The 26,565-nt window shown below is 71.3% G+C and carries 21 protein-coding genes; 19 read left to right on the plus strand and 2 right to left on the minus strand.

Going from position 1 to position 26,565, the window contains the following annotated elements; translation table 11 throughout:
- The first annotated feature begins 224 nt into the window (after positions 1–224).
- Genes KIH74_RS21465 through KIH74_RS21480 form a run of 4 tightly spaced genes read left to right on the plus strand, consistent with a single transcriptional unit; the run spans position 225 to position 4,268 of the window.
- A complete protein-coding gene (locus KIH74_RS21465) occupies positions 225–1,025 on the plus strand; it encodes an SDR family NAD(P)-dependent oxidoreductase (RefSeq protein WP_214157873.1) in 801 nt (266 codons plus the stop codon).
- A gap of 9 nt (positions 1,026–1,034) precedes the next feature.
- Positions 1,035–1,811 (plus strand): hypothetical protein, encoded by a 777-nt coding sequence (locus KIH74_RS21470; protein ID WP_214157875.1) that lies wholly within the window; start codon positions 1,035–1,037, stop codon positions 1,809–1,811.
- A gap of 7 nt (positions 1,812–1,818) precedes the next feature.
- Positions 1,819–3,087: an aminotransferase class III-fold pyridoxal phosphate-dependent enzyme gene (locus tag KIH74_RS21475; RefSeq protein ID WP_214157877.1), complete on the plus strand. Its 1,269-nt coding sequence runs from the start codon at positions 1,819–1,821 to the stop codon at positions 3,085–3,087.
- Positions 3,084–4,268 (plus strand): MFS transporter, encoded by a 1,185-nt coding sequence (locus KIH74_RS21480; protein WP_214157879.1) that lies wholly within the window; start codon positions 3,084–3,086, stop codon positions 4,266–4,268. The genes KIH74_RS21475 and KIH74_RS21480 overlap by 4 nt, the downstream gene beginning before the upstream one ends.
- Positions 4,269–4,330: 62 nt before the next feature.
- Here KIH74_RS21480 and KIH74_RS21485 read toward each other — a convergent pair whose 3' ends face one another.
- Positions 4,331–5,431 carry an aminotransferase class V-fold PLP-dependent enzyme gene (locus tag KIH74_RS21485; protein WP_214157881.1) on the minus strand — a complete coding sequence of 367 codons (1,101 nt, stop codon included), beginning with the start codon at positions 5,429–5,431 and terminating at the stop codon, positions 4,331–4,333.
- A gap of 193 nt (positions 5,432–5,624) precedes the next feature.
- On the opposite strand from KIH74_RS21485, the gene KIH74_RS21490 reads away from it, so the two are divergent.
- The 15 genes from KIH74_RS21490 to KIH74_RS21560 all read left to right on the plus strand — a co-directional run bounded on the left by KIH74_RS21490 (position 5,625) and on the right by KIH74_RS21560 (position 25,624).
- Positions 5,625–6,806 carry an NAD(P)/FAD-dependent oxidoreductase gene (locus KIH74_RS21490; RefSeq protein WP_214157883.1) on the plus strand — a complete coding sequence of 394 codons (1,182 nt, stop codon included), beginning with the start codon at positions 5,625–5,627 and terminating at the stop codon, positions 6,804–6,806.
- Positions 6,803–7,141: a (2Fe-2S)-binding protein gene (locus tag KIH74_RS21495; RefSeq protein ID WP_214157884.1), complete on the plus strand. Its 339-nt coding sequence runs from the start codon at positions 6,803–6,805 to the stop codon at positions 7,139–7,141. Before KIH74_RS21490 ends, KIH74_RS21495 begins: the two co-directional genes overlap by 4 nt.
- A complete protein-coding gene (locus KIH74_RS21500; RefSeq protein ID WP_214157886.1) occupies positions 7,134–8,561 on the plus strand; it encodes an FAD/NAD(P)-dependent oxidoreductase in 1,428 nt (475 codons plus the stop codon). The genes KIH74_RS21495 and KIH74_RS21500 overlap by 8 nt, the downstream gene beginning before the upstream one ends.
- Positions 8,558–9,496, plus strand: a complete 939-nt coding sequence (locus KIH74_RS21505; RefSeq protein WP_214157887.1) for a dihydrodipicolinate synthase family protein — start codon at positions 8,558–8,560, stop codon at positions 9,494–9,496. The genes KIH74_RS21500 and KIH74_RS21505 overlap by 4 nt, the downstream gene beginning before the upstream one ends.
- Positions 9,497–9,534: 38 nt before the next feature.
- Entirely contained in the window at positions 9,535–10,536 is a 1,002-nt protein-coding gene (locus KIH74_RS21510; RefSeq protein WP_214157888.1) for a proline racemase family protein, read from the plus strand.
- A gap of 29 nt (positions 10,537–10,565) precedes the next feature.
- Entirely contained in the window at positions 10,566–11,984 is a 1,419-nt protein-coding gene (locus tag KIH74_RS21515; RefSeq protein WP_214157889.1) for an aldehyde dehydrogenase (NADP(+)), read from the plus strand.
- A gap of 67 nt (positions 11,985–12,051) precedes the next feature.
- A complete protein-coding gene (locus KIH74_RS21520) occupies positions 12,052–12,714 on the plus strand; it encodes a GntR family transcriptional regulator (RefSeq protein ID WP_214157891.1) in 663 nt (220 codons plus the stop codon).
- 957 nt (positions 12,715–13,671) lie between these two features.
- Complete coding sequence (locus KIH74_RS21525) at positions 13,672–15,378, plus strand: ABC transporter substrate-binding protein (RefSeq protein ID WP_214157893.1); 1,707 nt, start codon at positions 13,672–13,674, stop codon at positions 15,376–15,378.
- A gap of 1 nt (position 15,379) precedes the next feature.
- Entirely contained in the window at positions 15,380–16,336 is a 957-nt protein-coding gene (locus KIH74_RS21530; protein WP_214157895.1) for an ABC transporter permease, read from the plus strand.
- On the plus strand, positions 16,333–17,322 hold the full coding sequence (locus KIH74_RS21535) for an ABC transporter permease (protein ID WP_214157897.1): 990 nt from the start codon (positions 16,333–16,335) through the stop codon (positions 17,320–17,322). The genes KIH74_RS21530 and KIH74_RS21535 overlap by 4 nt, the downstream gene beginning before the upstream one ends.
- On the plus strand, positions 17,319–18,131 hold the full coding sequence (locus KIH74_RS21540) for an ABC transporter ATP-binding protein (protein WP_214157899.1): 813 nt from the start codon (positions 17,319–17,321) through the stop codon (positions 18,129–18,131). Before KIH74_RS21535 ends, KIH74_RS21540 begins: the two co-directional genes overlap by 4 nt.
- The gene (locus tag KIH74_RS37885; RefSeq protein WP_214157901.1) at positions 18,128–19,048 is read left to right on the plus strand and encodes an ATP-binding cassette domain-containing protein; all 921 of its coding nucleotides are present in this window, start codon (positions 18,128–18,130) and stop codon (positions 19,046–19,048) included. The genes KIH74_RS21540 and KIH74_RS37885 overlap by 4 nt, the downstream gene beginning before the upstream one ends.
- Positions 19,045–20,475, plus strand: a complete 1,431-nt coding sequence (locus KIH74_RS21550; RefSeq protein ID WP_214157903.1) for an aminopeptidase P family protein — start codon at positions 19,045–19,047, stop codon at positions 20,473–20,475. Before KIH74_RS37885 ends, KIH74_RS21550 begins: the two co-directional genes overlap by 4 nt.
- Positions 20,472–23,216: a beta-L-arabinofuranosidase domain-containing protein gene (locus KIH74_RS21555; protein WP_214157905.1), complete on the plus strand. Its 2,745-nt coding sequence runs from the start codon at positions 20,472–20,474 to the stop codon at positions 23,214–23,216. The genes KIH74_RS21550 and KIH74_RS21555 overlap by 4 nt, the downstream gene beginning before the upstream one ends.
- Before the next feature lie 62 nt (positions 23,217–23,278).
- Positions 23,279–25,624: a putative bifunctional diguanylate cyclase/phosphodiesterase gene (locus KIH74_RS21560; RefSeq protein ID WP_214157907.1), complete on the plus strand. Its 2,346-nt coding sequence runs from the start codon at positions 23,279–23,281 to the stop codon at positions 25,622–25,624.
- A gap of 25 nt (positions 25,625–25,649) precedes the next feature.
- Here KIH74_RS21560 and KIH74_RS21565 read toward each other — a convergent pair whose 3' ends face one another.
- Positions 25,650–26,549: a LysR family transcriptional regulator gene (locus KIH74_RS21565; protein WP_214157909.1), complete on the minus strand. Its 900-nt coding sequence runs from the start codon at positions 26,547–26,549 to the stop codon at positions 25,650–25,652.
- Between the last annotated feature and the right edge of the window lie 16 nt (positions 26,550–26,565).

Below are 26,565 nucleotides of genomic sequence, written 5' to 3' on the forward strand. Positions count from 1 at the left end.
TGGCTGACAGAGTCGCCGTCTCCTGAACAACGGTGGACGGCGTGGGTCTCGCGTCGTCCACCGTGGTGACCCGGAACCCCGGCCACCGGACAACCATCGGCCGACGGTTGTTTCGAGTGGGTAAAGGGGAGTAAAAGATGCTCCTCGCGACTGGCCCGGCGGGGTGGAGATGCGCCACTCTGAGCCAAAGTTGGACGCATGACCAATTTGGGTGAGGAGTCGTCGTGAGCAACGTCGCGGTCGTGACCGGGGCCAGTTCCGGGTTCGGGGCCGAGTTCGCCCGCCGTTTCGCGCAGGCCGGTCACGACCTGGTGCTGGTGGCCCGGCGGCGGGACCGGATGGAGCAGCTGGCCCGCGAGCTCACCGCCGCGCACGGGGTGACGGTGACGGTGATCGACGCCGACCTGGCCGAGGCCGACGGTGCCCAGCGAGTGGCCGACCGGATCGCCGACGCCGGCCTGAAACCGGCCGCCCTGGTGAACAGCGCCGGGTTCGGCACCGCGGAACGCTTCGCCGACGAGGACCCGGCGCGGATCGCCGACGAGATCCGGGTCAACGTGCTGGCCCTGACTCTGCTCAGCCGCCTGCTGATGCCCTCGCTGCTGGCCGCGCCCGAGGGATTCCTGATCAACATCTCCAGCACCGCCGGGCACCAGCCGGTGCCGACCATGGCGGTGTACGGCGCCACCAAGGCCTACGTGCTGTCGCTGACCGAGGCGATCTGGCACGAGGTGCGCGGCTCCGGCCTGCGGGTGCTGACCCTGTGCCCCGGCCCGACCGAGACCGAGTTCTTCGAGGCCGCGGGCACCGACCGGTTCCGGGTCGGCAAGGTGGTCGGCGTGCGGGAGAGCGTGGACGAGGCATGGAGAGCCCTGCACCGGCCGTCGCCGCCCCCGACCCTGACCGTCGGGCTGGGCAACCGCGTCAACGCGCTCGGCGCCCGGCTGGCGCCCCGGCGGCTGACCCTCGCGGTCACCGCACGGTTGACCGCCCGCGGCGGGCGCGCGAACATCGAGAACAGCTGAGAGGCATTCATGCTCACCGAAGTCGATCCCCGGGTCACCGCGCAGGTGAACCTCGACGCCGTGCTCGGCGCGCTGCCGTTGCTGACGCGCTCGGTGCCCGAGGCCGCCGCGCTCCTGCGGCCCCTGGCGAAGCCCGTCACGCTGCGGATCGCGGTGCGCGGCGGGCCGAAGGGCTCCTACACGTTCGACAGCTCCGGCGTGCGGCCCGGTGACGGCGGCACGCCGGTCGGTCTGCTGTTCACCTCCAGCGACCACTTCAACCGGGTGATCGACGGCCGGTCCCAGCCCGTCCCGCTCGGTGGGCCGGCCGGACTGCGGTTCCTGACCAGGGTGTTCACCCCGCTCAGCGATCTGCTCGGCCGTTACCTCCGGCCCACCCCGGAGGACCTCGCTGACCCGGCCTTCCGCGACGACAGCGTGCGCCTGACCCTCCAAGTGGTGGTCGCCGCCGTGGCCGTGGTGGGCAACGAGGACCGCAGCGGACGGGTCAGCGCCGGGCAGATCCCCGACGGGCGCGTCGACCTGGAGGTCGGTGACGACCTGCGGCACCAGTTGCTGGTCGCCGGCCACCGGCTGAGCGTGGTCGACGCTCCGATCGAAAAGCCTCGTGCCGCACTGAGGTTCAGTGATCTGGAGACGGCCGGTCAGGTGTTCTCCGGCGAGGCCTCGGCGATCGGGGCACTGAGCGCCGGTCGCATCTCCATGCGCGGCGTGATCTCGATGATCGACAACGTCAACCGCATCCTCGACCGCACCGGTCAGTACCTGTCCACCCCGGGGAAGTGAATCACCCATGACCATACCCACTTACACCTACGAGGCCAGCCGCAAGGCGTTCGACCGTGCCCTCCAGGTGATCCCCTCCGGCGTCTACGGCCATCTGGGACCCGCCAACGGGTGCTTCATCCCGCAGTCGGCCTTCCCGCTGTTCTCCTCCCGGGCCGAGGGCACCCGGTTCTGGGACCTGGACGGCAACGAGTTCATCGACTACATGTGCGGTTACGGCCCGAACGTGCTGGGCTACCGCGACCCGGACGTGGACGCCGCCGCGGCCGAGCAGGCCCGCCACGAAGACGTCGTCAGCCTGCCCTCCGGCATCATGGTCGACTTCGCCGAGCTGCTGGTGGACACCGTGGCCTCGGCGGACTGGGCGTTCTTCGCCAAGAACGGTGGTGACACCACCACCCTCGCCGTGATGACGGCCCGCGCCGCGACCCTGCGCAAGAAGATCGTCTTCGTCAAGGGCTACTACCACGGCAGTGCCCCGTGGACCCAGAAGCTCGACTACCCGGGCATTCTCGAGGAGGACGTCGCCAACAACCTGTACGTGCCCTTCAACGACCTCGCCGCCCTGGAACAGGTGCTGGCCGAGAACGAGGGCACCGTGGCCGGTCTCATCGCCCAGCCCTACATGCACGGCAACTTCGCCGACAACGTGCTGCCCGCCCAGGGCTACTGGCAGGCGGTGCGGGCGCTGTGCGACCGGTACGGCATCGTGCTCATCGTGGACGACGTGCGCGCCGGTTTCCGGCTCGACCTGGCCGGTTCCGACCATTTCTACGGGTTCTCGGCCGACCTGATCTGCTTCTGCAAGGCCCTGGCCAACGGCTACAACGTGTCGGCGCTGTGCGGGAAGGAATCGCTCAAGGACGTCGTCGGCGGGCTGAGCTACACCGGCAGCTACTGGATGAGCGCGGTCCCGTTCGCCGCCGGCATCGCGACCCTCACCAAGCTGCGCCAGATCGACGCCCCCACTCTCTTCGCCCAGCTGGGCGGCGACGTCACCAGCGGCCTGGTGTCCGCTGCGGCCGACCACGGGTTCAGCCTGGTGGCCAGCGGCGAACCGGCCCTGTTCTACCTGCGCCTGGCCGACGACGACTCGCTGATGCTGCACCAGGAATGGGTCGCCGAGTGCGTGCGGCGCGGCGTGTTCCTGACCTCGCACCACAACCACTTCATCAACGCCGCCCTCGGTCACGCCGACATCGAGCGCACCATCGAGGTCGCCCACGAGGCGTTCGGGGTGCTGCGGAAACGGCACCCCGAAGCGGGTCTGGGATGAGTTCACAGCGCCGCCTCATCTGGATCGGACTGGCCTACGCCGCCCAGGGACTGGGCTACGCGACGCTGGTCACCGCGCTGCCCATGTTCAAGTCCCGGCAGGACATCGGCGACGGGTTCGTCTCGGTGATCCTGCTGCTGATCTGCGTGGCGGCGGCCGGGGGATCGGCCCTGGCCGACCTCGCCGCCGCCCGCTGGGGCAGCCGCTACGCCCTGGCCGGTGGACTGCTCACGGTGGCGGCCGGGCTCGGCCTGAGCGCCTTCCCGACCCCGATCGTGCTGTTCACCGCGGGCCTGGTGGCCTACGGACTCGGCCTCGGGGCCGTCGACGCCAGTCTGAGCATGCAGGGCGTGCTGGTGCAGGCCCGGCTGGGCCGCAGCGTGATGAGCCGGCTGTTCGCTGCCTACACGGCCGCCGCGATCGCCGCGGCCCTGCTGATGTCCGGCTTCGTCGCCTCCGGCGCCGGGGCCGCTGTGGTGGTCGGCGTGGCCTCGCTGTTCGCCCTGCTGACCGCCCTGGCCGGCTGGTCGTCGTACGAGCCGGCCCGCACCGTGCTGCCCGGCCACGAGGGCCGGCGCGCCGGGTCGCGGCACGTCGTGATGGTCTGCGGCGCACTGATCTTCACGGCGTTCCTGGCGGATTCGGCCGTGAGCACCTGGAGCTCGGTGTATCTGCACGACACCCTCGACGCCACCGACGCCGCCGCACCTCTCGGCTATGTGGCCTATCAGGTGGCCGTGCTGACGTCGCGGATGGCCGGTGACCACCTGGTGCCCCGTCTCGGACGGGTGCGGGCCGGCGCCGCCTGCCTGGTGGTCTGTGTGCTGGGCTGCGGGCTGGTGGCCGCGGTGCCCACGGTCGGCGTGGCCGTCACGGGGTTCGCCCTGACCGGCCTCGGTGTGGGCATCCTGGTGCCGCTCGCGTTCAGCGCGGCGGGCGAGGCCACCCAGGGCTACAGCGACGAGGTGATCGCCCGCGTCAACCTGTTCAACTACGGCGGCGCCCTGCTCGGGGCCGTGGTGCTCGGCGCCCTGTCCGGGCCGGTCGGGCTGCGTGCGGCGTTCGTCGTGCCGGTGGTCGCGCTGGTGCTGACCCTGCCGGTGGTCCGTGCCCTGGGCCGGCTGCGGTCCGGTGACGTGGGCGGAGCGGGTTCCGACGTGACGCCCGTGCTGCCCCGGTGATCCACCGCCCGGCCGGGCGAGGCCGGAGGCACGGCGGTGTGGGCGAGGTCGTGCCCGGCCGCTCATGAGACGTCGGTGAGGAGGCCGACCGCCCGGACAGGCGCGGAGGGGCGGGTGGTCGCGTGCACCGCGAACCGGACCCGGTCCGGCGGATGAGCCGTCACCGTGACCCCTTTCAGGGCCAGGCGCCCGGCCGTCTGCTGGGCGTCAGCCACCCGGGCCACCACGATGCCGGCCCGCTCGGCGGGAGCGCGGGGCGACAGCACCTCGACCCCGGCGGCGTCGAGCGCGTCGATCAGTACCGTCGCCGTGTGCGCCGTGCGCTCCGCGACGTTCGCCGGCCCCGCCGTCTCCAGCAGGTCCAGGGCGGCCGTGAGCGCGGCGGAGGTGAACGGCGAGGGGTTGGTCACCGAGAGCCGCCGGGCGTCGTCGTGCGGTGGGTGCGGCAGGCCGTCGTACCGCGAGGGCTCCAGCACACCCGTCCAGCCTCCCAGTGTGGGCCGGAGCCGTTCCAGCGCGCGCGGCGACAGACAGACGAAACCCGTTCCCCAGCCTGCTCTCAGCCACTTCTGCCCGCCCACGACCAGGGCGTCGGCCGGCGTCCAGTCCTGGTCGAGCACACCGAAGCCCTGGATGCCGTCGACGATCAGCAGCCGGTCGCCGATCACCTCGCGCAGGGCGGCCAGATCGGTCCGGTATCCGGTGCGGAAGTCGACGGCGCTGACCGCGACGGCCGTCGTGCTCGCCTCCAGCGCCGCGGCGATCGTGTCGGGGTGGGTCTGCCAGGGGCCGGCGCCGGGCCCGGCCTCCCGCACCGTCAGCAGCCCCGCCTCCTGGGCCCGCCACCACGGATAGAGATTGGAGGGGAACTCGGCCCGGCCGACCAGGACCCGCCCACCGGCCAGGCCGAAGGCGATCTGCTGAAGGCCGGCCGAGGTGCTGGTGGTGAGCGCGCACCCCTCGCGGGTGAACCCCGTCAGCCGGGACACCGCCGCCAGCGCCGTGCTGTCGTGCTCGTGCAGCCCGTCGGCCCCGGAGGCCGCGGCCCGCATCGCCTCGGCGACGGCGCCGAGCACCCGCTGTGAGGGCGGCCCGTAACTGGCGAAGTTCAGGTATCCCCGCGGTTCGCTGAACTCTGCGAGATACTCGTCGAAGCCGTTCAACACACCCTCCCCCAGGTGATGCAGTGCAATGTCACACGCCGCTTCGACGTCCAGCCTGGAGGGTCTGGCGAATCAAAGTCAAGGCTCCCGTATTTGCTACGAACGTGTTAACCATTGCGTGGGGCGACTATTCGGGGGGTAAATGCGCATCGGGTGTCTTCTCAAGCTCCGAAGCCTGTGCAATATTACTGAGGTGACCGAGCGAGGGCGTGTGATCGTGATCGGGGCCGGCATCGTCGGCTCCGCCATCGCCCGTTCGCTGGCGTCCGAGGGGCACCAGGTGGTTGTGCTCGACCGGGGTCCCACCGCGGGTGGCACCTCGTCGGGTGGGGAAGGCAACCTCCTGGTCTCCGACAAGGGGCCCGGCAGTGAGCTGCGACTCATGCAGCGCTCGCTCCAGCTCTGGAGCGAGATCGGCGATCAGCTGAAAACAGAACTTCCGCAAGGTTTCCCGGGGCTGGAACTGGAGCACAAAGGGGGTCTGGTGGTCGCCACCACCACGACGGGTGCCCAGGCGCTGCGCCGGTTCGCGGAGCAGCAGCGCGGGGCGGGCGTGCAGGCGCACGAGGTGGACGGGCAGCAGGTGCGCGAGCTGGAGCCGGATGTCACCCGCGACCACACCGCGGCCGTCCACTACCCGCAGGACGCCCAGGTGCAGCCGGTCGTCGCGACCGAGTCGCTGCTGGCCTCCGCCCGGTTGCGTGGCGTGCTGGTGCGGCAGGGTGTCGAGGTGCTCGGCCCGGTGCTCGCCGGTGGCCGTCTGGCCGGCGTACGCACCACCGCGGGCGATTTCGCCGGCGACGCCGTCGTGCTGGCCGCCGGTCCCTGGTCCGGGCAGCTGTCCAGGGTGCTCGGGGCGCCGCTGCCGGTCCGTCCCCGGCGCGGCACCGTACTCGTCACCACCCGGATGCCTCAGCGCATCCGGCACAAGGTCTACGACGCCGACTACGTGGGCGCGGTCGGTTCCGGCGCCGCTGACCTCCAGGTCTCCAGCGTCGTCGAGTCCACCGCCGCCGGCACCGTCCTGATCGGATCCTCGCGTGAGCGCAAGGGTTTCGACGACCGGATCGAGGCCCGGGTGGTCGCGGCGATGGCGGCGAAGGCCCTGCTGCTGTTCCCGTTCCTGGCCGACGTGCCGGTGATGCGGGCCTACGGAGGCTTTCGCCCGTTCGTCCCCGACCACCTGCCGGTGATCGGTCCCGACCCCCGGCTGAACGGGCTCTGGCACGCCACGGGTCACGAGGGAGCGGGCATCGGCCTGAGCCTCGGCACCGCGGAGCTCCTGACGGCCCAGATGGCCGGCGACCGCACGGCCGGGGCCGAGTTCCGCGTCGACCGGCCCGGCCTGGAGGCCCATCTGGAGGAGGCGGCATGAGCGGCCCGCGCCGCCTACCCACCGGGCGCGACCCGGTGCGGCCCCGGGAGTCCGGTCCCGTCACGATCACCGTCGACGGCGCCCCGGTCACCGGCCTGGACGGCCAGACCATCGCCGGTGTGCTGATGGGCGACGGTCGGCTGTCCTGGCGTCGCAGCCGGAACGGCCGTCCGCGAGGCGTTTTCTGCGGTATCGGTGTGTGCTTCGACTGCACGGTGACGGTCAACGACATCCCGGACGTGCGGGCCTGCCAGCGTCGCGCCGTCGAGGGCGACGCGATCACCACCGGTGCCGGCGAGACCTCACACAGCCGCCGGGAGGGGACCGATGCCTGAGACCACCACGGAAGTCCTGGTGATCGGGGGCGGCCCCGCCGGTATGGCGGCCGCCCGCGCCGCGCTGGCCCACGGCGCCACCGTCACCCTGCTGGAGTCCGGCGACGACCTCGGTGGCCAGTTCTGGCGGCACCTGCCCGAGCCCCGGCGCGGTGGGCAGGAGCATCTGCTGCACCATCACTGGCGCGAGTTCCGCACCGTGCGCCGGCAGCTGCTCGACGATCCGGGGTGCGACGTCGTGCTGAACGCCCACGTCTGGTCGGTGGACCGGCGCGACGACGCACCACCGCTCGTGCACGTCATGATCGGCGTTCCCGACGGCACCGGCCGCGTCCCGAGAACCTTCGCCCCGCAACGAATCGTGTTCGCCACCGGCGGTCAGGAACGCACTCTGCCCTTCCCCGGCTGGGACCTGCCCGGGGTGTTCACCGCCGGCGCGGCACAGGCCCTGGCCAAGAGCGAGCGGGTGGCGGTCGGCCGGCGGGTGCTGGTCGCCGGGGCCGGGCCGTTCCTGCTGCCCGTCGTCTCCAGTCTGCTGCGCACCGGCGCCACGGTGGCGGGTGTGACCGAGGCCTCCGGCTGGTCCCGGCTGGCCCGTGGATGGGGCAGCCGCCCCTGGGAACTGCTCGGAACCCGTTCCAAGGCGGGTGAACTGGGCGGATACGTCAGTGACCTGGTGCGGCACCGGGTGCCGTACCTGCCCGGCCGTACCGTCGTCGAGGCACACGGCGGCGAGCGGGTCGAGGCGGTCACAGTGGCCAGGCTGAACGCGGACTGGTCGGTCGTACCGGGGTCCGGGCGCACGGTCGCGGTCGACGCGGTGTGTGTCAGCCACGGCTTCGTCGCCCGCACCGAGCTGGCCACCGCCGCCGGCTGCCGGCTCGGGAGAACGGGATTCGTCGACGTGGACGCCTGGCAGCGCACGTCCGTCCCTGGTGTGCTCAGTGCCGGTGAGCTGACCGGGATCGGCGGCGCCGACCTGGCCCTGGCCGAGGGGGAGATCGCGGGAACCGTCGCGGCGGGTGGCACGCCCGGCCCCCGGGTCCTGCACACCCGTGACCTGATGCGGGGTTTCGCCGCCCGGCTGGAGGCAGCCCACGGCATCCGCCAGGGCTGGCAGACCTGGCCGACCCCTGAAACCACCGTGTGCCGCTGCGAGGACGTCACCGCCGGCGAGCTGCGCGACGTCGCCCGGATGACCGGTTCGCGCGGTCTGCGCTCGCTCAAGCTCACGACCCGGGCCGGGCTCGGGTCGTGCCAGGGCCGCACCTGCGGCCGCAACGTCGAAGACCTGCTGGCCGCCACCATGGACGGGCCCCTGCTCCAGGCCGGCCGCACCGCACACCGCCCCATCGCGATCCCGGTCCGGCTGGGCGAGCTCGCCGCGACCGTCAGCCCCGACCGAGAGGACCAGTCATGACCGAGAAGACGAACGGGAAACCCACCGATCTGCGCGGCGTCATCGTCGCCACCGCCCTGCCGTACAAGGAGAACCCCTCCGCCCCGGCCGGTCTCGAGGTCGACTACGACAAGTTCGCTGAGCACTGCGACTGGCTGATCAGCAACGGATGCCGCGGGGTCGGCCCGAACGGCTCGCTGGGGGAGTACTCCTCGCTGACCGACGCCGAGCGCCGCAAGGTGATCCAGGTGGCGGTCGAGGCGGTCGGCGGGCGCGGCGTGGTCGTGGCCGGCGTGCACGGGCCCGGCTGGCACCAGGCCCGGCACTGGGCCGAGCTGGCCGCCGAGGACGGCGCCGACGGTGTGCTGTCACTGCCGCCGACCATGTACCGGGCCTCGCACGCCCAGGTGATCGAGCACTTCTCCAAGATCGCAGAGGTCGGCCTGCCGGTGATGATCTACAACAACCCGATCGACACCAAGGTCGATCTGGTGCCCTCGCTGGTGGCCGAGATCGCGAAGATCCCGAACATCTCGGCGATCAAGGAGTTCAGCGGCGACGTGCGCCGGCTGTTCGAGATCGCCGAGCTGTGCGACATCGACGTCATCGCGGGCGCCGACGACGTGCTGTTCGAGCTGATGGTCGACGGCGCGGTGGGCTGGTTCGCCGGGTTCCCCAACGTCTTCCCGCGCGAGTCCGTGGAGATCTTCGAGCACATGCGGGCCGGCCGGGTGGAGCAGGCCCGGGAGCTGTACAAGCACCTGGTCGCGGTGTTCCGCTGGGACTCGCGCACCGAGTTCGTGCAGGCGATCAAGCTGAGCATGGAGATGGTCGGCCGCTACGGCGGCCCGTGCCGCCCGCCGCGCGGCCCGCTCACGCCCGAGCACACGGCCCAGGTCCGGGCCGACACCGAGCGGGCGATCGCCGGTCTCGAAACCCTGCGCGCCACCGTCTGACCCGAGCCTGAGACACCGACAGTCCGGAAGGAACAAGGATGCGCTCCACGAGGCTGTTCTCCGCGGTCGACTCGCACACCGAGGGGATGCCCACGCGGGTGGTGACGGGTGGTGTCGGGGTGGTTCCCGGCGCCACGATGAACGAGCGGCGCCTGTACTTCATCGAGCACCTGGACCACATCCGCCGGCTGCTGATGAACGAGCCCCGTGGGCACGCCGCGATGAGCGGTGCCGTCCTCCAGCCGCCCACCCGGCCGGACGCCGACTTCGGCGTGCTCTACATCGAGGTGTCGGGCTGCCTGCCGATGTGCGGCCACGGCACCATCGGTGTGGCCACGGTCCTGGTCGAGACGGGAATGGTCGAGGTCATGGAGCCGGTGACCACGATCCGCCTGGACACCCCGGCCGGGCTGGTGGTCGCGCAGGTCGCGGTGAAGGACGGCCACGCCGAGTCGGTCACCCTGGAGAACGTGCCGTCGTACTGCGAGCGGCTCGACGAGGTGATCGAGGTCCCCGGGCTGGGTGCCGTGCCGTACAGCCTGGCGTTCGGCGGAAACTTCTACGCCATGGTCGATCTCGACAGCGTGAAGCTGCCGTTCGACCGGGCCCGGCAGCACGAGATCCTGGCCGCCGGGCTGGCGATCATGGACGCGATCAACACCCAGGCGCCGCCGAGCCACCCGGAGATCGACGGGGTGAACCACTGCCACCACGTCGAGTTCATCGCGCCCGGCTCTGACGCCCGGCACTCCCGGCATGCGATGGCGATCCACCCGGGCTGGTTCGACCGGTCCCCGTGCGGCACCGGCACCTCCGCCCGGATGGCCGAACTGCACGCCCGGGGTGAACTGCCGCTGCACCAGGACTTCGTGAACGAGTCGTTCATCGGCGGCCGGTTCATCGGCCGGCTGATCGGTGAGACCGGTGTGGGCGGCCGGTCGGCGGTGCTGCCCACGATCACCGGGCGGGCCTGGGTCACCGGGATCGGGCAGTACATGCTGGATCCCAGCGACCCGTACCCCGAGGGCTTCGCGTTCTGAACACCCGCACGACGACGAGCAAGGACGAGATGACCACGAACGAAGACCTGGACCGGATCCTCACCGCGGCCGCGGGGGTTCCCCTGACCGGGCCGCACAGCGCCCCGGCCGACGTGCGCGCGGGCTGGCTGGAGGCCGTGGCGGACGTCCTCGACGCCGCGGCCGGTGAGCTGATCGAGCTGGCCGGGCAGGAGTCCCACCTGCCCGCCGGGCGGCTGACCAGCGAGCTGAAACGCACCACGTTCCAGGCGCGGCTGTTCGCCACCGCCCTGCGCGAGGGCGGGATCAGCCCGGTGCAGGTCGACACCCCCGTGGCGGGCTGGGGCAGCGGCCCGCGCCCCGACCTGCGTCGCACGCTGGTGCCGCTGGGGCCGGTGCTGGTGTTCGCGGCGAGCAACTTCCCGTTCGCGTTCAGCGTGTTCGGCGGTGACACGGTGTCCGCGCTGGCGGCCGGCTGCCCGGTCGTGGTCAAGGCGCATCCGGGGCATCCCGAACTGTCGCGCCGCACGGCCGAACTGGTCTCCGGGGCGCTGCCGGTGCCGGGCCTGTTCGCGCTGATCGAGGGGGTCGAGCCGTCGCTGACGGCCCTGCGCGACCCACGGATCAAGGCGGTCGGCTTCACCGGTTCCACCGCCGGCGGCCGCGCGCTGTACGACATCGCGGTGAACCGGCCCGAGCCGATCCCGTTCTACGGCGAGCTGGGCAGCGTGAACCCGGTCGTGGTCACGCCCGAGGGCTGGGCCGAGCGGGGCGGGGAGATCACCGCCGGCTGGTTGGAGTCGCTGCTGATGGGCTCCGGGCAGTTCTGCACCAACCCGGGCGTGGTGTTCGTGCCGGATGCCGCGGCCTTCCTCGACGGCATCGAGCTGGTGACGCCCGGGCAGATGCTCAACCCCGCCATCGAGCAGGGGTTCGGGAAGACCACCACGACGATGGCCGGGCTGCCCGGTGTGCACGAGGCCGGCACCGGCCCGGAGAACGGGCAGGGCGTGCGGGCCATGCTGTTCCGCACCACCCTGGCCGATCTGGCCGACGACGCGCGGGCCCTCGACCTGGAGATGTTCGGCCCGGCCGGGCTGGTCGTGGAGTACGACGACGCGGGCGCGCTGATCGAGCTGCTGGCCTCGGTCCCGGGTCAGCTCACCGGCACCGTGCACGGCACCGCTGACGGCGCCGAGCCGGTCGCCGGGGAGGCGGTCACGGCACTCAGCGCCCGGGCCGGGCGGGTGCTGTACAACCAGTGGCCGACGGGTGTCAGCGTGACCTCAGCCCAGCAGCACGGTGGCCCCTACCCCGCGACCACCAGCCCGCTCACCACGTCGGTGGGCCTGGCCGCGATCGAGCGGTTCCGCCGTCCCGTCGCGTTCCAGGGTATGCCGGACGGCCTGCTGCCGCCGGAGCTGCGCCGGGAGCGCCCGGCCTCGTCGTCCCCCGGTGGAGCCTTGTGAGATGCCGGGAAGCGAGGTCCGGTAGGGTCCCGGCGTTGTCAGGGTCGTCGGTGGGGTGGGAGGGCAAGTGACGTCGCACATCGGGCCTCTCGCCGCGGGCGTGAGCCTGCGCGGGACGGTGGAGCAGGCCCTGGCGTCCGCCATCGTCTCCGGGGAGCTGGCGCCGGGAACCCTGCTGACCGCGCCCCGGCTGGGCGCCCGTTTCGGGGTGTCCGCGACGCCGGTGCGTGAGGCGATGCTTGCCCTGGCCCAGCGTGGGTTCGTCGAACCCGTGCGCAACAAGGGGTTCCGCGTCACCGACGTCAGCGAGCAGGACCTCTGGGAGATCGTCCGGCTGCGTCAGCTGCTGGAGGCGCCGCCGATGCGGGACATCGCCCGCACCATCCAGTCGGGCAGCGCGGCCGAGTTGCGGGCCAAGGCCGATCTGATCGTGCAGGCCGCCGAGGTAGCCGACATCGCGTCATACCTGCTGGCCGACGCGGACTTTCACCTGAGTCTGCTGGAGCTGTTCGGCAACCGGCGGCTCGTCGAGATGGTGCGTGACCTGCGTCAGCGCACCCGCATGGTGGGCCTGGTCGACATGATCGGCACCGACGAGCTGACCCGCTCGGCGGCTGAGCACCACCAGCTGATGGACCGCCTCGAACAGCGTGACGGCCGGGGGGCCGAGCAACTGCTGAATTCCCACATCGGGCACGTGCTCGGCTGGTGGAACGGCCGCCTGGAGTAAGAGGAGCGTGTACCCGCAGGTGTGTGATGCGGGTCGGAGCGGCGATTCCTCCACCCCGGTCTCTGAGGATCACGGCACCGTTCGGAGACAGGTACCGGCCCCGGAACCGGTATGGCCGAACGGTGTTGGCCGGACGGTGTCGGCTGAAGGGTGTCGGCTGAAGGGTGTCGGCTGAAGGGTGGCCGGCTGAAGGGGGGCCGGCTGAAGGGCGCCGGCCGGACGGTGCTGGCCGGACGGTGCTGGCCGGACGGTGCTGGCCAACCTGCTGCGGATCTTTCCTGCACCGATCGTCCGATGAGGCCCGTGACCGCGGTGAAATCGCCATCGGGAAACTGGAAACCGTTGCAACAAAAGCTTTTCAGGTCCTGATTCCCCCGCCAGACCACCCTGCCTCACCCCGACCACGCCGTGCCCCGCCACGCCGTCACCGCTGCCCTCCGCCGCACCGCACCGCACCCCGACCCGACCACGTCCCCCGGCCACGCCACGTCACGCCACGCCGCACCACGCGCCCCGACCACACCACGTCGCGCCCCGACCACGCCAGCCGCGTCTTGACCACCCCGCCTCGACCGTCATCACCCCGGCCGGAACCCGCATCGTGACAGCGCGTCCACGGACTTCCCGCCCCGGTGACGGATTTTCGCCGCCCGGCCCGGCCTTTGCGTCGTCCGTGATTCAAACAATTACCGCTTTGTAACTAGTTCGCCCGGGAGTCTTCACCAGCGAGGTGTGACATATTACTGTCTTCCCAAGTGACCGGCGCCGCATCGGGCGACCGGCACCCGTCGCCGGTCGTCAGGGTGTGACACCGCCCGGTTCCGTGGCCACCGCGACCCCAGCTCTCAGGTCATCAGGTTCAGATTCACCCGGTGCGGGCACCCGCACCGCACGACGAGCGTGGACCGTGGCAAGCACTTTCGTCTCTGGTCCGCGGTACTCCGGAAGGCAGGATCCGTGAAGAGAAGTACACCCCCGAGGGCCGCGGCCGGCCTGTTCATGGCCTCGGTGCTCGCGCTGTCGGCCTGCTCTGGCAGCGGCGGCGGCAGTGGCACCGGCAGCGCCTCCGGCAGCGACACCCCGGCCAAGGGCGGCACCGTACAGGTGCTCCAGAACGCCGACTTCTCCTACCTCGACCCGGCCCGCGGCTGGGACGGCGGCGTGAACGCGTTCTACCGCCTCGTCTACCGCAACCTGGTCACCAAGGCATCCAACGACGCCGACGACCCGAACGCCATGGTGCCCGACCTGGCCGAGTCGCTCGGCGAGGTCTCCGACGACGGGCTCACCTGGACCTACACGCTGAAGGAGGGCGTCAGGTTCGACACCGGCGCCGCGATCACGTCGAAAGACGTGAAGTGGGGGATCGAGCGCAGCTGGGACCCCGAGATCGGTATCGGCTCGCCCTATCTCAAGCAGGTCATCGACGCGCCCGACGACTACGAGGGCCCCTACAGGTCGGGTGACCTCGACACCATCGAGACCCCCGACGACCGCACCGTCGTCTTCCACCTCAAGGAAGCGTTCCCCGAGTTCGACGCGGTGCTCTCGATGCCCAGCGGCACCCCCTTCCCGGAAGGCACCGGCGAGGGCGACGAGTTCATCAACGACATCGTCGCCTCCGGCCCCTACGACCTGGAGAAGTACACGCCGGGCAGCGTGATCGAGCTGAAGCGCAACCCGGAGTGGGACGCGTCCACCGACGAGGTGCGCAAGGCCTACCCCGACAACTTCACCTTCACCCTCGGCATCGACGGCGCCACCATCGACGAGCGGCTGATCGCCCAGCAGGGCACCGACATCAACGCGATGACCAGCGCCCCCACCATCCAGACGGCCACCATCGCCCGCATCCAGACCCCGCAGTTGCAGGCCCGTCTGGTGAAGAACCCCTCGACCTGCCTCACCTACATGGGCCTCAACACCACCAAGAAGCCGCTGAACGACGTCAAGGTGCGGCAGGCCATCGAGTACGCCGTGGACAAGAGCAGCGTGCTGAACGCCACCGGTGGCAACCAGTTCGCCACCCTGGCCACCACCATCCTGCCCAGCACCGTCTCCGGTCACCAGGACTTCGACCTGTACCCCAGCGAGGGCAGCAGCGGTGACGTCGACAAGGCCAAGGCCCTGCTCGCCGAGGCCGGCTACGCCGACGGTTTCGAGATGACCCTCGACATCCGCTCGCAGGTGGTGATGCAGCGCCAGGGCGAGGCCATCCAGGAGGCGCTGAAGCGCGTCGGCATCGCGGTGAAGCTCAACGTCATCGACGTCTCCACCTACTACGAGACGATCGGCACCCCCTCGCAGCAGCACGACGCCGCGATCACCGGCTGGTGCCCGGACTGGAACTCCAGCGCCTCCACCTTCATCCCGCCGCTGTTCGACGGCCGCAACATCTACGAGAAGGGCAACTCCAACCTGGCCCAGCTCGACGACGACGCGGTCAACACCGCCATCGACGAGGCCAAGTCGATGACCGACATCGCCGCCGCCAACACCGCCTGGGGCGCGCTCGACCAGAAGATCATGGAACTCGCCCCGATCGTGCCGCTGAACGTGGAGAACCGGCTGTACCTGCCGGGCGACAACCTGGCCGGTTTCGTCACCCCGAGCGGCGACATCGACTACACCATCATCGGGCTCAAGGATCCCTCCAAGGGCTGACATGACCATCCCCTCAACCGGTCTCACGGTGCCGGCGGAGTCCGAGCAGGACACCGCCGGCACCATCCCGGAGTCACGCGCGTCCGTGGCCCGGACCCTGCTGCGCGACCCGGCCGCCGTCGCCTGTCTGGCGTACGTCGTCCTGGTCCTGCTGATGGCCGCCCTCGCCCCGCTGATCGTGAAGGTCAGCGGCTGGGACCCCTACCAGTTCGACCAGAGCGCCATCGACCCGAACATGGGTGGCATCCCGCTCGGCGGCTGGGGCGGCATCTCCGGCGACCACTGGCTCGGCGTGGAACCCGGCACCGGGCGTGACATCTTCGCCCGCATCGTCTACGGCGCCCGCGCGTCCATGCTGATCGCCGTCAGCGCCACCGTGCTCACCAGCGTGCTCGGCGTCGTGTTCGGCCTGCTGGCCGGGTATTTCGGCGGCCGCGTCGACATGGTGATCTCCCGGGTGATGGAGTTCCTGATGGCCTTCCCGGCCCTGATCTTCATGATCGCGGTGCTGTCGGCCATGCCCGCGGACAACCGCCAGTACCTGCTGGTCGTCGTCATCTCGGTGTTCGGCTGGCCCTACCTGGCCCGCATCGTGCGCGGTCAGACCATGTCGCTGAAGCAGCGCGAGTTCGTCGAGGCAGCCGTGGCCTCCGGCGCCTCCCGCTCCACGGTGGTGTTCACCGAGATCCTGCCCAACCTGCGCTCCACCATCCTGGTGATGGTCACGCTGGCGGTCCCCGGCTACATCGGCACCGAGGCCGGGCTGTCGTTCCTCGGGGTCGGGGTGGTCCCGCCCACGCCGTCCTGGGGCCAGATGATCGCCGCCTCGGTCACCTGGTACTCGGTCGTGCCGACCTACTTCCTGGTGCCCGGCGCCTTCCTGGCTCTGCTCGTGCTGTCGTTCATGGTGCTCGGTGACCGGGTGCGGGCCATTGTCGACCCCGGGGGTCACGCATGACGAGATATGTCGTGAACCGTCTCGCCGGAATGGTTCTCGTGCTGTTCGGCGTCTGCCTGTTCACCTACATGGTGTTCTTCCTGCTCTCGCCCGACCCGGCGGTGCAGATCTGCGGCAAGAACTGCACCCCCGAGCGCATCGACCAGATCCGTGACAACCTCGGCCTGACCGACCCGTTCGTCACCCAGTTCTGGAACTTCCTGCACGGCCTCTTCCTCGGGCGCGAGTACGACGGCGGCATCAGCTGCCCGGCGCCCTGCCTGGGCTACTCGTTCCAGAGTTCCCAGGCGGTCACCGACATGATCGTTCAGCGGCTGCCCGTCACCGCCGTCGTCGCCGTCGGCGCGGCCGTGCTCTGGCTGCTGATGGGCGTCATCGGCGGCCTGATCAGTGCGGTGCAGGAGGGGAGGTTCGCCGACCGGTTCATCGCCGGTCTCACCCTCGGCGGGATGTCCGTGCCGAACTATGTTCTGGCACTGGCACTTCAGTACGTCTTCGTGGTCTGGCTGCAATGGCTGCCGTTCCCGCAGGCCGTGCCGTTCACCGACGACCCGGTGCAGTGGTTCCTCAACTTCATCCTGCCCTGGAGCGTGCTGGCCATCGGGTACGCGGCGTCGTACACCCGGCTCACCCGCGCCAACGTGATCGACACCCTGAACGAGAACTTCGTGCGCACCGCCCGGGCCAAAGGGCTACGGCCCGACCTGGTCTGGAGGCGGCACGCGCTGCGCCCGGCCCTCACCCCGATCGTCACCATCGCCGGCATGGACTTCGCCGGCCTGCTCGGCGGCGCCCTGATCACCGAGACCGTGTTCGGCATCAACGGGGTGGGCAAGCTGGCCGCCGACTCGATCACCAAGAACGACCAGCCGGTGATCATGGCGGTCACCCTGCTCGCGGCCTTCTTCGTGGTCATCGGCAACATGGTGGTCGACCTGCTCTACTCGGCGATCGATCCGCGCGTGCGGGTGGGGGTGGCGGCATGACCCTGCTGAGGGCCGAGAACCTCACCGTCGCCTTCGGCGGCACGAAGGTCGTCGACGGCATCGGTTTCGCCGTGCCGAGGGGCGGCACACTGGGCATCGTCGGCGAGAGCGGCTCGGGCAAGTCGATGACCAGCCTGGCCGTCATGGGCCTGCTCCCGTCCGGCGCCACCCGCTCCGGCAGCATCGACTTCGACGGTACCGAGCTCACCCGGCTGCCCGAACGGCAGATGCGGGCGATCCGCGGCGACCGCATCGCCATGGTGTTCCAGGACCCGCTGTCGTCACTGAACCCGTACTACACGGTGGGCACGCAGATCGCCGAGGCGTACCGCTCGCACCGTTCCGGGGTCAGCCGGAAGGCCGCCCGCACGGCGGCGATCGAGGCGATGGAACGCGTGCACATCCGGGACGCCGGCCGCCGGGTGGACGACTACCCGCACCAGTTCTCCGGCGGCATGCGCCAGCGCGTGATGATCGCGATGGCGCTGAGCACCGAGCCCGAGCTGATCATCGCCGACGAGCCGACCACCGCCCTCGACGTCACCGTGCAGGCCCAGATCCTCGACCTGCTGGCCGAGGTGCGGCGTGACACCGGCGCCGCGCTCATCCTGATCACCCACGACCTGGCCGTGGTCAGCGAGGTCGCCGACGAGCTGATCGTGATGCGGCACGGTGCGGTGGTCGAGAGCGGACCGGCCGAGCAGATCTTCTCCGACCCGCGGCACGAGTACACGCGGGCCCTGCTCGACGCCGTGCCCCGCATCGACGACAGCATCGGTGAGCTGCGCACGACAGGAGGCACCCCGTGACGCTGTTGCAGGCGAAAGACCTGGTCAAGACGTTCGACGTGGCCGGCACCGCCGGACTGCTCCGCCCGGCACGCACTTTCACCGCCGTGGACGGCGTCTCGTTCGACCTGGAGGCCGGCCAGACCCTGGCCCTGGTGGGAGAGTCCGGCTCGGGCAAGTCCACCACCGCGCGGCTGGCGGCCCGCCTGATCGACGTCACGTCCGGCACTGTGCACCTCGACGGGCGGGACATCACCCGGCTGGAGGGAAAAGACCTGCTGGAGGTGCGCCGCCAGGTGCAGGTGGTGTTCCAGGACCCGTTCTCGTCGCTGAACCCCCGGCACACCGTCGAACGCATCGTCACCGCGCCGCTGCGCTACCAGAAGCGCGAGATCCCCGGCGGGGCGCGCAGGTTCGCCCAGCATCTGCTGGAGCGCGTCGGCCTGGACCCGGCGCACGTGGACCGCTACCCGGCACAGTTCAGCGGCGGCCAGGCCCAGCGCATCGGGATCGCCCGGGCGCTGGCGGTCGGGCCCCGGGTGCTGGTCTGCGACGAGGCGGTGTCGGCGCTCGACGTGTCGGTGCAGGCCCAGATCATCAACCTGCTGCGCACGCTCCAGCGGGAGGAGGGCTTCGCCTGCCTCTTCATCGCGCACGACCTGGCGGTGGTGCGGCAGATCGCCACCCGGGTGGCGGTGATGACGGCCGGTGCGATCGTCGAGACCGGCGACCGGGACAGCGTTTTCGACCGCCCCACGCACGACTACACGCGCCGTCTGCTGGCGGCGGTGCCACGCATCCGCCCCGAGTGGGAGGCCGCCCGACGGCGCAACGCCCGCCGGCCGGCGCGTGAGGCACCAATGATGGACGACGAAGAGCCCGGCACCCCCTCCACGGAGTACCGGGAACCAGCCAGGCCGAAGGGAGAGGCCGGATGATCCCGCACAACGCCGCCACTGATAACAGGCCATTGCAAGAGGCGGATTCACCCACACCCAGACCGCCCTGGTCGGGCACCCGCCCGCCCCGTCTGTCCGAGCAGAGCACCGGTTTCCAGGACTGGATCGCCCGGGGCTGGGGCGAGCGCGACGTGCCCGCCCCGGTCGACGCCGCCGCTGCCCGCGCCGCTGCGGAGCACCGCGCCCGGCTCAGCGCCGAACTGCCCGGCCGCACCGTCGTCCTGTCGTCCGGCGTCGCCCGCAACCGTAACGGTGACGCCGATTACGCGTTCCGGGCGGACAGTGACTTCGTCTGGGCCACGTCGTGCCAGGCGGAGGGCGCGATCCTGGTGATGACGCCGAACGCCTCGGGTCATGACGTGGTGCTGTACCTGCCGCCGCCGGCCAGGCCGGGGGAGCGGGACTTCTATGCCAGTGCGGCGCACGGGGAGTTGTGGGTCGGGCCCTCGGCGGGGCTCGATGCCTGGCAGCGTGCCCTCGACCTGCCGGTCCGGCCCCGCGCCGACTTCGTGCCCCCGGCCGTCACCACCGACGAGGCGGCGCTCGCCGAGATCGCCGAGGTGGTCTCCGACCTGCGCATGATCAAGGACGACTGGGAGATCGCCCGGCTGCGTGAGGCGATCGACGCCACCGTCGGCGGGTTCACGGCCGTCGCCAAGGAGGTGCCCCACGCCGTCACCAACGGTCTGGGAGAACGCTGGCTCCAGGGCACGTTCGACCGGCACGCAAGAACTTTCGGCAACGGGCCGGGCTACGCCACCATCGTCGGCTCGGGTCCTCACGCCCCGATCCTGCACTGGGTGCGCTGCGACGGTCCGGTGCTGCCGGGCCAGACCCTGCTGCTCGACATGGGGGTGGAGGCGCACTCGCTGTACACCGCCGACGTCACCCGCACCATCCCGGTCGGCGGCGTCTTCACCGAGACCCAGCGCGCCGTGCACGATCTCGTCGAGGCCTCGCACCGCGCGGGCATGGCGCAGGTGCGGCCGGGGGCGGAGTACTCCGACTTCCACTTCGCCTCGATGGAGGTCATCGCACGCGGCCTGCACGACTGGGGCCTGCTGCCGGTCTCGGTCGACGAGGCCCTGGCCCCCGGGGGTCAGCAGCATCGCCGCTACCTGGCCTGCGGGGTCGGCCATCACCTCGGCCTCGACGTGCACGACTGCGGCAGCTCGGTCTACGACCGCTACCACGGCGCCCCGCTGCGCGAGGGCATGGTGCTGACCGTGGAGCCCGGCCTGTACTTCCACGCCCACGACGAGACCCTGCCGCCGGAGCTGCGCGGTATCGGCGTGCGCATCGAAGACGACCTGCTGGTGACGGCGCGGGGGCACGAGGTGCTGTCCGGCGCCCTGCCGATCGACGCCGCCGGGCTGGAACGCTGGACCCGGGAGCACGCCCGGTGAACCTGGCCCGGCCGTTCCCCCTGCGCGACGTCTCCCTCAACCCCGGCGTCCAGTCCCGGGCCCAGCGGCAGATGCTGCACCTGGCCCGGGTCTACCCCGTCGACCGGCTGCTCGCCGTGTTCCGGGCCAACGCCGGTCTCGACACGAAAGGTGCCGAGCCGCCGGGCAACTGGGAAGACTTCGGGCACCCGGACGAGCAGCCCTGGTCGGGCGCCGACTACCCGGGCGCGGGGGCGGCCCCGACCGCCAGCCTGCTGCGGGGGCACTACGCGGGGCACTTCCTGTCCATGCTGGCCATGGCGCACGCCTCCACCGGCGACCCGCTGCTGAAGCACAGGAGCGACGAGCTGGTCGCCGGGCTGGCCGAGGTGCAGCGGGCCCTGGCCGCCACCGGGCGGTTCAGCCACCCGGGATTCCTGGCCGCGTACGGCGAATGGCAGTTCGACCGGCTGGAGCACCTGGCGCCCTACGGTGAGATCTGGGCGCCCTGGTACACCTGCCACAAGATCATGGCCGGCCTGCTCGACGCCCACACCCACACCGGCTCGCAGCAGGCCCTCGACGTGGTCACCGCGATGGGGCACTGGGCGTCGGCGCGCATGCGGAAGGTGGACCGGAAACAGGTGCAGCGCATGTGGTCGCTGTACATCGCCGGTGAGTACGGCGGCATGAACGAGAGCCTGGTCCGGCTGTTCCGGGTGACGGGCGAGAAGTCTTTTCTGGAGACGTCTTTCGTCTTCGAGATGGACGACTGGCTGCGTGACGCGGTGGCCGGGCGCGACGTGCTCGACGGCATGCACGCCAACCAGCACCTGCCCATGCTGGCCGGGCACCTGGAGCAGTACGAGGTCACCGGGGAGCAGCGGTACCTCGACGCCGTCCTCCACCTCTGGCACCAGATCGTGCCCGGCCGCACGTTCGCGCACGGCGGCACCGGGGAGGGCGAACTGTGGGGCCCGCCCGGCGCCGTGGCCGGGTTCATCGGCCGCCGCAACGCCGAGACCTGCGCCACCTACAACCTTCTCAAGATCGCCCGCGGCCTGTTCACGCACACCCTCGACGTGCGGTTCGCCGACTACGCCGAGCGGGCCGGCCTGAACCACGTGGTCGGCTCGCGGGCGGACGTGCTGTCGGACACCGGGCCCGAGGTCGTCTACATGTACCCGGTCGACCCGGGGGCGGTGCGGGAGTACGGCAACGTCGGCACCTGCTGCGGCGGCACCGGCCTGGAGAGCCAGGTGAAGCACCAGGAGTCGGTGTTCTTCGAGGTGCCCGGCGCGGAGCACGCCGAGCTGTACCTGCTCCAGTACGTGCCCTCCACGCTGACCTGGGCGGAAGCAGCGGGCACGGTGACCGTCGACACCCGCTACCCGCGTGAGGGCACCGTGCGGCTGCTCCTCGACGTCACCGGCAGCTACACGCTGCACCTGCGCATCCCGCCCTGGGCCCGGGGCCGGCAGAGGGTCTCGGTCAACGGTCAGGCGCTGCCGGCCGTCGACCTCGACGGCTTCGTCACGCTGCGGAGAACCTTCACACCCGGGGACGTCGTCCAGCTCGTGCTGCCCCTGCCGTTGCGCCTGGTGCCCACCCCCGACGACCCCTCGCTGGTGAGCCTGGAACAGGGCCCGACCGTGCTGCTGGCCCGCGACGACTCCACCACCACGCTGAACGTCTCGGCGGCCGGATCCCGTCTGCTGGACGGCAGCATCGACGCGAGCAGTCTGGACCCGGGCAGTCTGGACCCGGGCAGCATCGAGGCGAGCGGTGTCGTGGGCGGCGATCTGGTGCACGTGCTGGGCCACACCTTCGAGCCCGCCTGGTCCGGCGGCGAGCACCGCTACCACCTCTACCTGCGGCTGTCCGAGCACCGGATCGTGTTCCGGGGCAGCGACCCCGGCGTGGCGAACCGTCACGACCAGGACGGCTGGTCGTTCCTCGGCGCCCTGTGGGCCGGCGGCGGGTTCGCCACCGTGGAGGACTTCTTCACCGCGGTGCACCGGCATGCCCTGCGCGCCGCACGGGCCGGGCTGCTGAGCCGGTCCGAGGTGATCGCCGTCCTCCATGCAGCGGCCGCCAGCACCCTGGACGAACCGGACGGCCCCCGTGAGTCGGCCGTCCACCCCGGGCCGGGCAGTGTGAGCGTCGGGCAGGGCAGGGTGGTCTGGCACCTGCCCGACGACGCCGGGCAGGAACACCCGGCGCCGGTGATCCGGTTCGACGTCACCGGTGAGCGCGCCCCCTCGGGCTGGTACACCACCCCGCCGTCGTTCACCGTCACGGTGGTCTCGCCCGGTCCGGGCGTCACCGCGGTCGAGTACGAGACGGGTGACCACGTCTGGCACCCGCTGCCCGCCACCGGCGGGGTGCCGCTGACCACCGACGGCCGTCACCCGCTGCGCGCCCGCGCCGTCGACGTCACCGGCCGCACGGTGCACGCCGCCCACGAGGTGGCGGTGGACACCGAGCCCCCGGCCCCGGGCATCCGGGTGCGGCCGCTGGGCGACGACAGCGTGGAGATCACCCTGGACGCGACCGACGACGTCTCCGGCGTGGACCGCGTCCAGTGGCGCACCGCCGAGACGTTCTGGGGCGTCTACCAGGAGCCGTTCACCCGCGCGCTGCGCGACGAACCCCAGACGCTGGAGTACACGGCCACCGACCGGGCAGGCAACGTCACCCCGGTGAGGACCGTGACACTGCCACCCACCGCGGGGAGATCCAAGCCGTCGGCAACCTGGTGATCCGCGGTGCGGGCCGTGGGTATCGGGTCAAGTGCCGGGCCGCCCGGGCCGAGTGATCTGCCATGGGGAGGCAGAACACGCCCGCGGATGCGGCGCGCGCCCTGCCCGGCCCGGAGAACCCGGAAGGCCCGGAACCCGGCCCGGAACCTGGCCCGGCTCGCGCACGGCGCCTCAGGGTCGTCGCGGGCGCCCTGCTGATCGGGCTGACCCTGCTCTACTGCGCCACGTTCTGGCACCGCACGCAGGACTACTCGGCGATCGCCGACGGCGTGCTCGCCAACGCGATCGGGGTGCTGGGCGCGGTGGTGGCCTTCGGCCGGGCCGCCCTGGTGCGGCACCGGCGGGTGCTGTTCACCGTGCTCGGGCTGATCCAGGCCGGGCACGTGATCGCGGCCTGCGTGCAGGAGTTCCACGTGCGCGGCCTCGACCCCCCGCCCGACCCGAGCTGGGCGGACGCCGGGTTCCTGAGCGTCGACGTGCTGATCGTGGTGGCGCTCGTCGCCCAGGCCTGGCCGCAGTTGCGCGCCATGTCGCAGGGCACCCTGCTGGACTTCTGCCTCGGCGTGCTCAGCTGCGCGGGCGTCTGCTCGGTGCTGATCCTCCAGCCGGCCCTCGACACCCAGGACACGGCCGGCCCGGGCGGGCTGACCCTGCTGGCCTACCCGGTGCTCGACCTGGTGCAGCTGTCCCTGATCGTCGGGATCGTCACGCTCCGCACCGGCTTCTTCGAATGGACCTGGTTCTGGCTCACCGCCGGGGTTCTCACCACCTGTTCCGCCGACGTGGTGAACCTGTACACCCACTCCGAGTTCGGTTTCTCCCCCACGTTCCACGCCCTCTACACGGCGGCGGTGACGATGATGGCGATGCCGGCCGTGCACGCGGACCGGCACGAGATGCGCCGCAACCCGCAGCCGGTCTCGAGCAACCTGATCCTGCGCAACCTGTTCAGCGTGGTCGGCGTGCTCGTGCTGGTCTACGGCTGCCTGATGCCGCAGCGCCTGCCGGCCTACGCGATCGTGCTGGCCCTCGCCACCCTGCTGACCGCGGCCCGCCGGGCCGCCGTCGGCCTGTCCGCCCTGCGCAGCCTCGCCCAGACCCAGCGCCAGGCCTACACCGACGAGCTCACCCAGCTGTTCAACCGGCGGCACTTCGACGACCAGATGCAGCGCGTGCTCACCGGCCGGTCACCGGACGCCCCGATGGCCGTGATGGTGATGGACCTCAACGGGTTCAAAGCCATCAACGACACCTTCGGCCACCACATCGGCGACGAGGTGCTGCGCCAGATGGCCACCCGGGTCAGCCAGGAGCTGCGCCGCGGCGATCTGGCGGCCCGGCTGGGCGGCGACGAGTTCGGCGTGCTGCTGCCCGGCTGCGACGCCGAGGGCGCGACCGTGGTGGCCAGCCGGGTGCTGGCCGCCGTGGAACAGCCTCTCACCCTGGACGGCGAGACCCACCACGCCGGGGGCAGCATCGGCATCGCGGTGTTCCCCGGCCACGGCATCGAGATGGCCACCCTGGTACGGCACGCCGACGACGCCATGTACCACTCCAAGATCAGCCACCGCGGCGTCACCGTGTACGACGAGCGCGCGCACCAGCGCAACCGGAGCACCCTGAACGTGCAGCACGCCCTCGACCGGCACGAACTGGTCGTGCACTACCAGCCGCAGTACCACCTCCTGGACGGGACGATGAGCGGCGTCGAGGCCCTGGTGCGCTGGAACCATCCGGAGCGCGGTCTGCTCTACCCGGACGCCTTCCTGCCGTTCTTCGAGAAGTCCGCGCTGATGGCCGAACTCACCGTCGAGGTGCTCGCGGTGGCGCTCGCCGACCGGGAGACCTGGACCGCGTCCGGCCGCGAACTCGACCTGTCCATCAACCTTCCGCCCACGGCCCTGCTGAATCCCGATCTGGTGCCTGAGGTCTCGCGACTGCTCGGGCGGGCCGGGCACGGCGCGAAGGGCGTGGTGTTCGAGATCACCGAGAACGCCATGATGTTCGACATCGAGCGGGCCCAGCGCACGCTCGCCGAGTTGCGCGCCCTGGGCCTGGAGCTGTCGCTCGACGACTACGGCACCGGTTACTGCTCGCTCACCTACCTGCGGGACCTGCCGCTGCACGAGATCAAGATCGACCGCTCGTTCGTGGGGCGGCTGGCCCCCGGCACCCCGGATGCCGACATCGTCGCCTCCACACTGGATCTGGCCCACCGGCGCGGTCTGCGGGCGGTGGCCGAGGGCGTCGAGAACGCCGAGGCCTGGGAGCTGCTCCGCGACATGCGCTGCGACCTGGCGCAGGGGTACCTGATGAGCCGTCCGGTGCCGCTGGCCGACCTGCTGGCGCTGCCGGTGCGGGCCGCGCACGTCAGCGCTTCCCTGGCCGCGCACGAGGTTTCCAACTGAGGACGACGAGGAGCCCGGTCCGGGCTCATCGTCGTCCGGCATTCACCGACGCCTGCCGCAACAGCTCCAGCGCCAGCGCACCCGGGCGCGTGCGGGCGACCGACTCGCGGATCACGACGTGGACGGAACGCACCGGCCGGGGCCGGATCACGGGTACCACCCGCACGCCGGACGGCGGCTGCACGGCGCCGAGGGCGGGCATCACGGTGATGCCCACGCCGGCGGCGGCGAACGCGATCGCGGCCCGGTAGTCGTGCGCCTCGACCAGGAACGGTGGACTGAAACCGGCTGCCGCGCAGGCATCATGGAGATTCTGCCGGCACCAGCCGCGGGCGAAGTCGTTGTCGATCCAGCGTTCCGCGGCCAGCTCGGCCAGCTCGATCTCCGCCCGCCCGGCCAGGGCGTGGCGCTCGGGCAGCACCACCACGTAGGGGTCGTCGAGCAGGTGATGCGAAACGAAACCACTTCCGGGGCTGAAGTTCTCGGTGGCGACGACGAGATGGATGTCGGCCCGGGCGTCCGGGTTGTCGGGCGGCACGTCGCTCAGCCGCAGGTCGAGCCGCAGCCCGGGGAACTCCTCGCCGAGCCGCCCGACCAGCGACGGCAGCCAGAGCGCGGCGGCCGAGGCGAAGTAGGCGATCGACAGCGAACCGGTGCGTCCCGCGCGCAGATCCGCGACCAGGGCCTCGGTCGCCCCGAGCCGGCTGAGCAGCTCGTCGGCCTCCGCGGCCAGGGCCAGCCCGGCCGACGTCGGGCGCAGGCCACGCCCCACCCGTTCCAGCAGCGGCAGGCCGGTCTCACGCTGGAGGGCGGTGACGTGCTGACTGACCGCCGAGGGGGTGTAGCCGAGGTTGGCGGCGGCGGCCTGCACCGACCCGCTGGCCACGACGGATCGGAACACGCGCAGACGGTGCAGGTCCAGCATGCGCCCGATCGTACAG

It is taken from the genome of Kineosporia corallincola, from assembly GCF_018499875.1.
Classification (GTDB): Bacteria; Actinomycetota; Actinomycetes; order Actinomycetales; family Kineosporiaceae; genus Kineosporia; species Kineosporia corallincola.

Excerpts from the sequence above, each read along its gene's own strand:
- KIH74_RS21470 (WP_214157875.1), top strand. The coding sequence starts at position 1,035 with ATGCTCACCGAAGTCGATCCCCGGGTCACCGCGCAGGTGAACCTCGAC.
- KIH74_RS21475 (WP_214157877.1), top strand. The coding sequence starts at position 1,819 with ATGACCATACCCACTTACACCTACGAGGCCAGCCGCAAGGCGTTCGAC.
- KIH74_RS21480 (WP_214157879.1), top strand. The coding sequence starts at position 3,084 with ATGAGTTCACAGCGCCGCCTCATCTGGATCGGACTGGCCTACGCCGCC.
- KIH74_RS21495 (WP_214157884.1), top strand. The coding sequence starts at position 6,803 with ATGAGCGGCCCGCGCCGCCTACCCACCGGGCGCGACCCGGTGCGGCCC.
- KIH74_RS21500 (WP_214157886.1), top strand. The coding sequence starts at position 7,134 with ATGCCTGAGACCACCACGGAAGTCCTGGTGATCGGGGGCGGCCCCGCC.
- KIH74_RS21505 (WP_214157887.1), top strand. The coding sequence starts at position 8,558 with ATGACCGAGAAGACGAACGGGAAACCCACCGATCTGCGCGGCGTCATC.
- KIH74_RS21510 (WP_214157888.1), top strand. The coding sequence starts at position 9,535 with ATGCGCTCCACGAGGCTGTTCTCCGCGGTCGACTCGCACACCGAGGGG.
- KIH74_RS21515 (WP_214157889.1), top strand. The coding sequence starts at position 10,566 with ATGACCACGAACGAAGACCTGGACCGGATCCTCACCGCGGCCGCGGGG.
- KIH74_RS21530 (WP_214157895.1), top strand. The coding sequence starts at position 15,380 with ATGACCATCCCCTCAACCGGTCTCACGGTGCCGGCGGAGTCCGAGCAG.
- KIH74_RS21535 (WP_214157897.1), top strand. The coding sequence starts at position 16,333 with ATGACGAGATATGTCGTGAACCGTCTCGCCGGAATGGTTCTCGTGCTG.
- KIH74_RS21540 (WP_214157899.1), top strand. The coding sequence starts at position 17,319 with ATGACCCTGCTGAGGGCCGAGAACCTCACCGTCGCCTTCGGCGGCACG.
- KIH74_RS21550 (WP_214157903.1), top strand. The coding sequence starts at position 19,045 with ATGATCCCGCACAACGCCGCCACTGATAACAGGCCATTGCAAGAGGCG.
- KIH74_RS21560 (WP_214157907.1), top strand. The coding sequence starts at position 23,279 with ATGGGGAGGCAGAACACGCCCGCGGATGCGGCGCGCGCCCTGCCCGGC.
- KIH74_RS21565 (WP_214157909.1), bottom strand. The coding sequence starts at position 26,549 with ATGCTGGACCTGCACCGTCTGCGCGTGTTCCGATCCGTCGTGGCCAGC.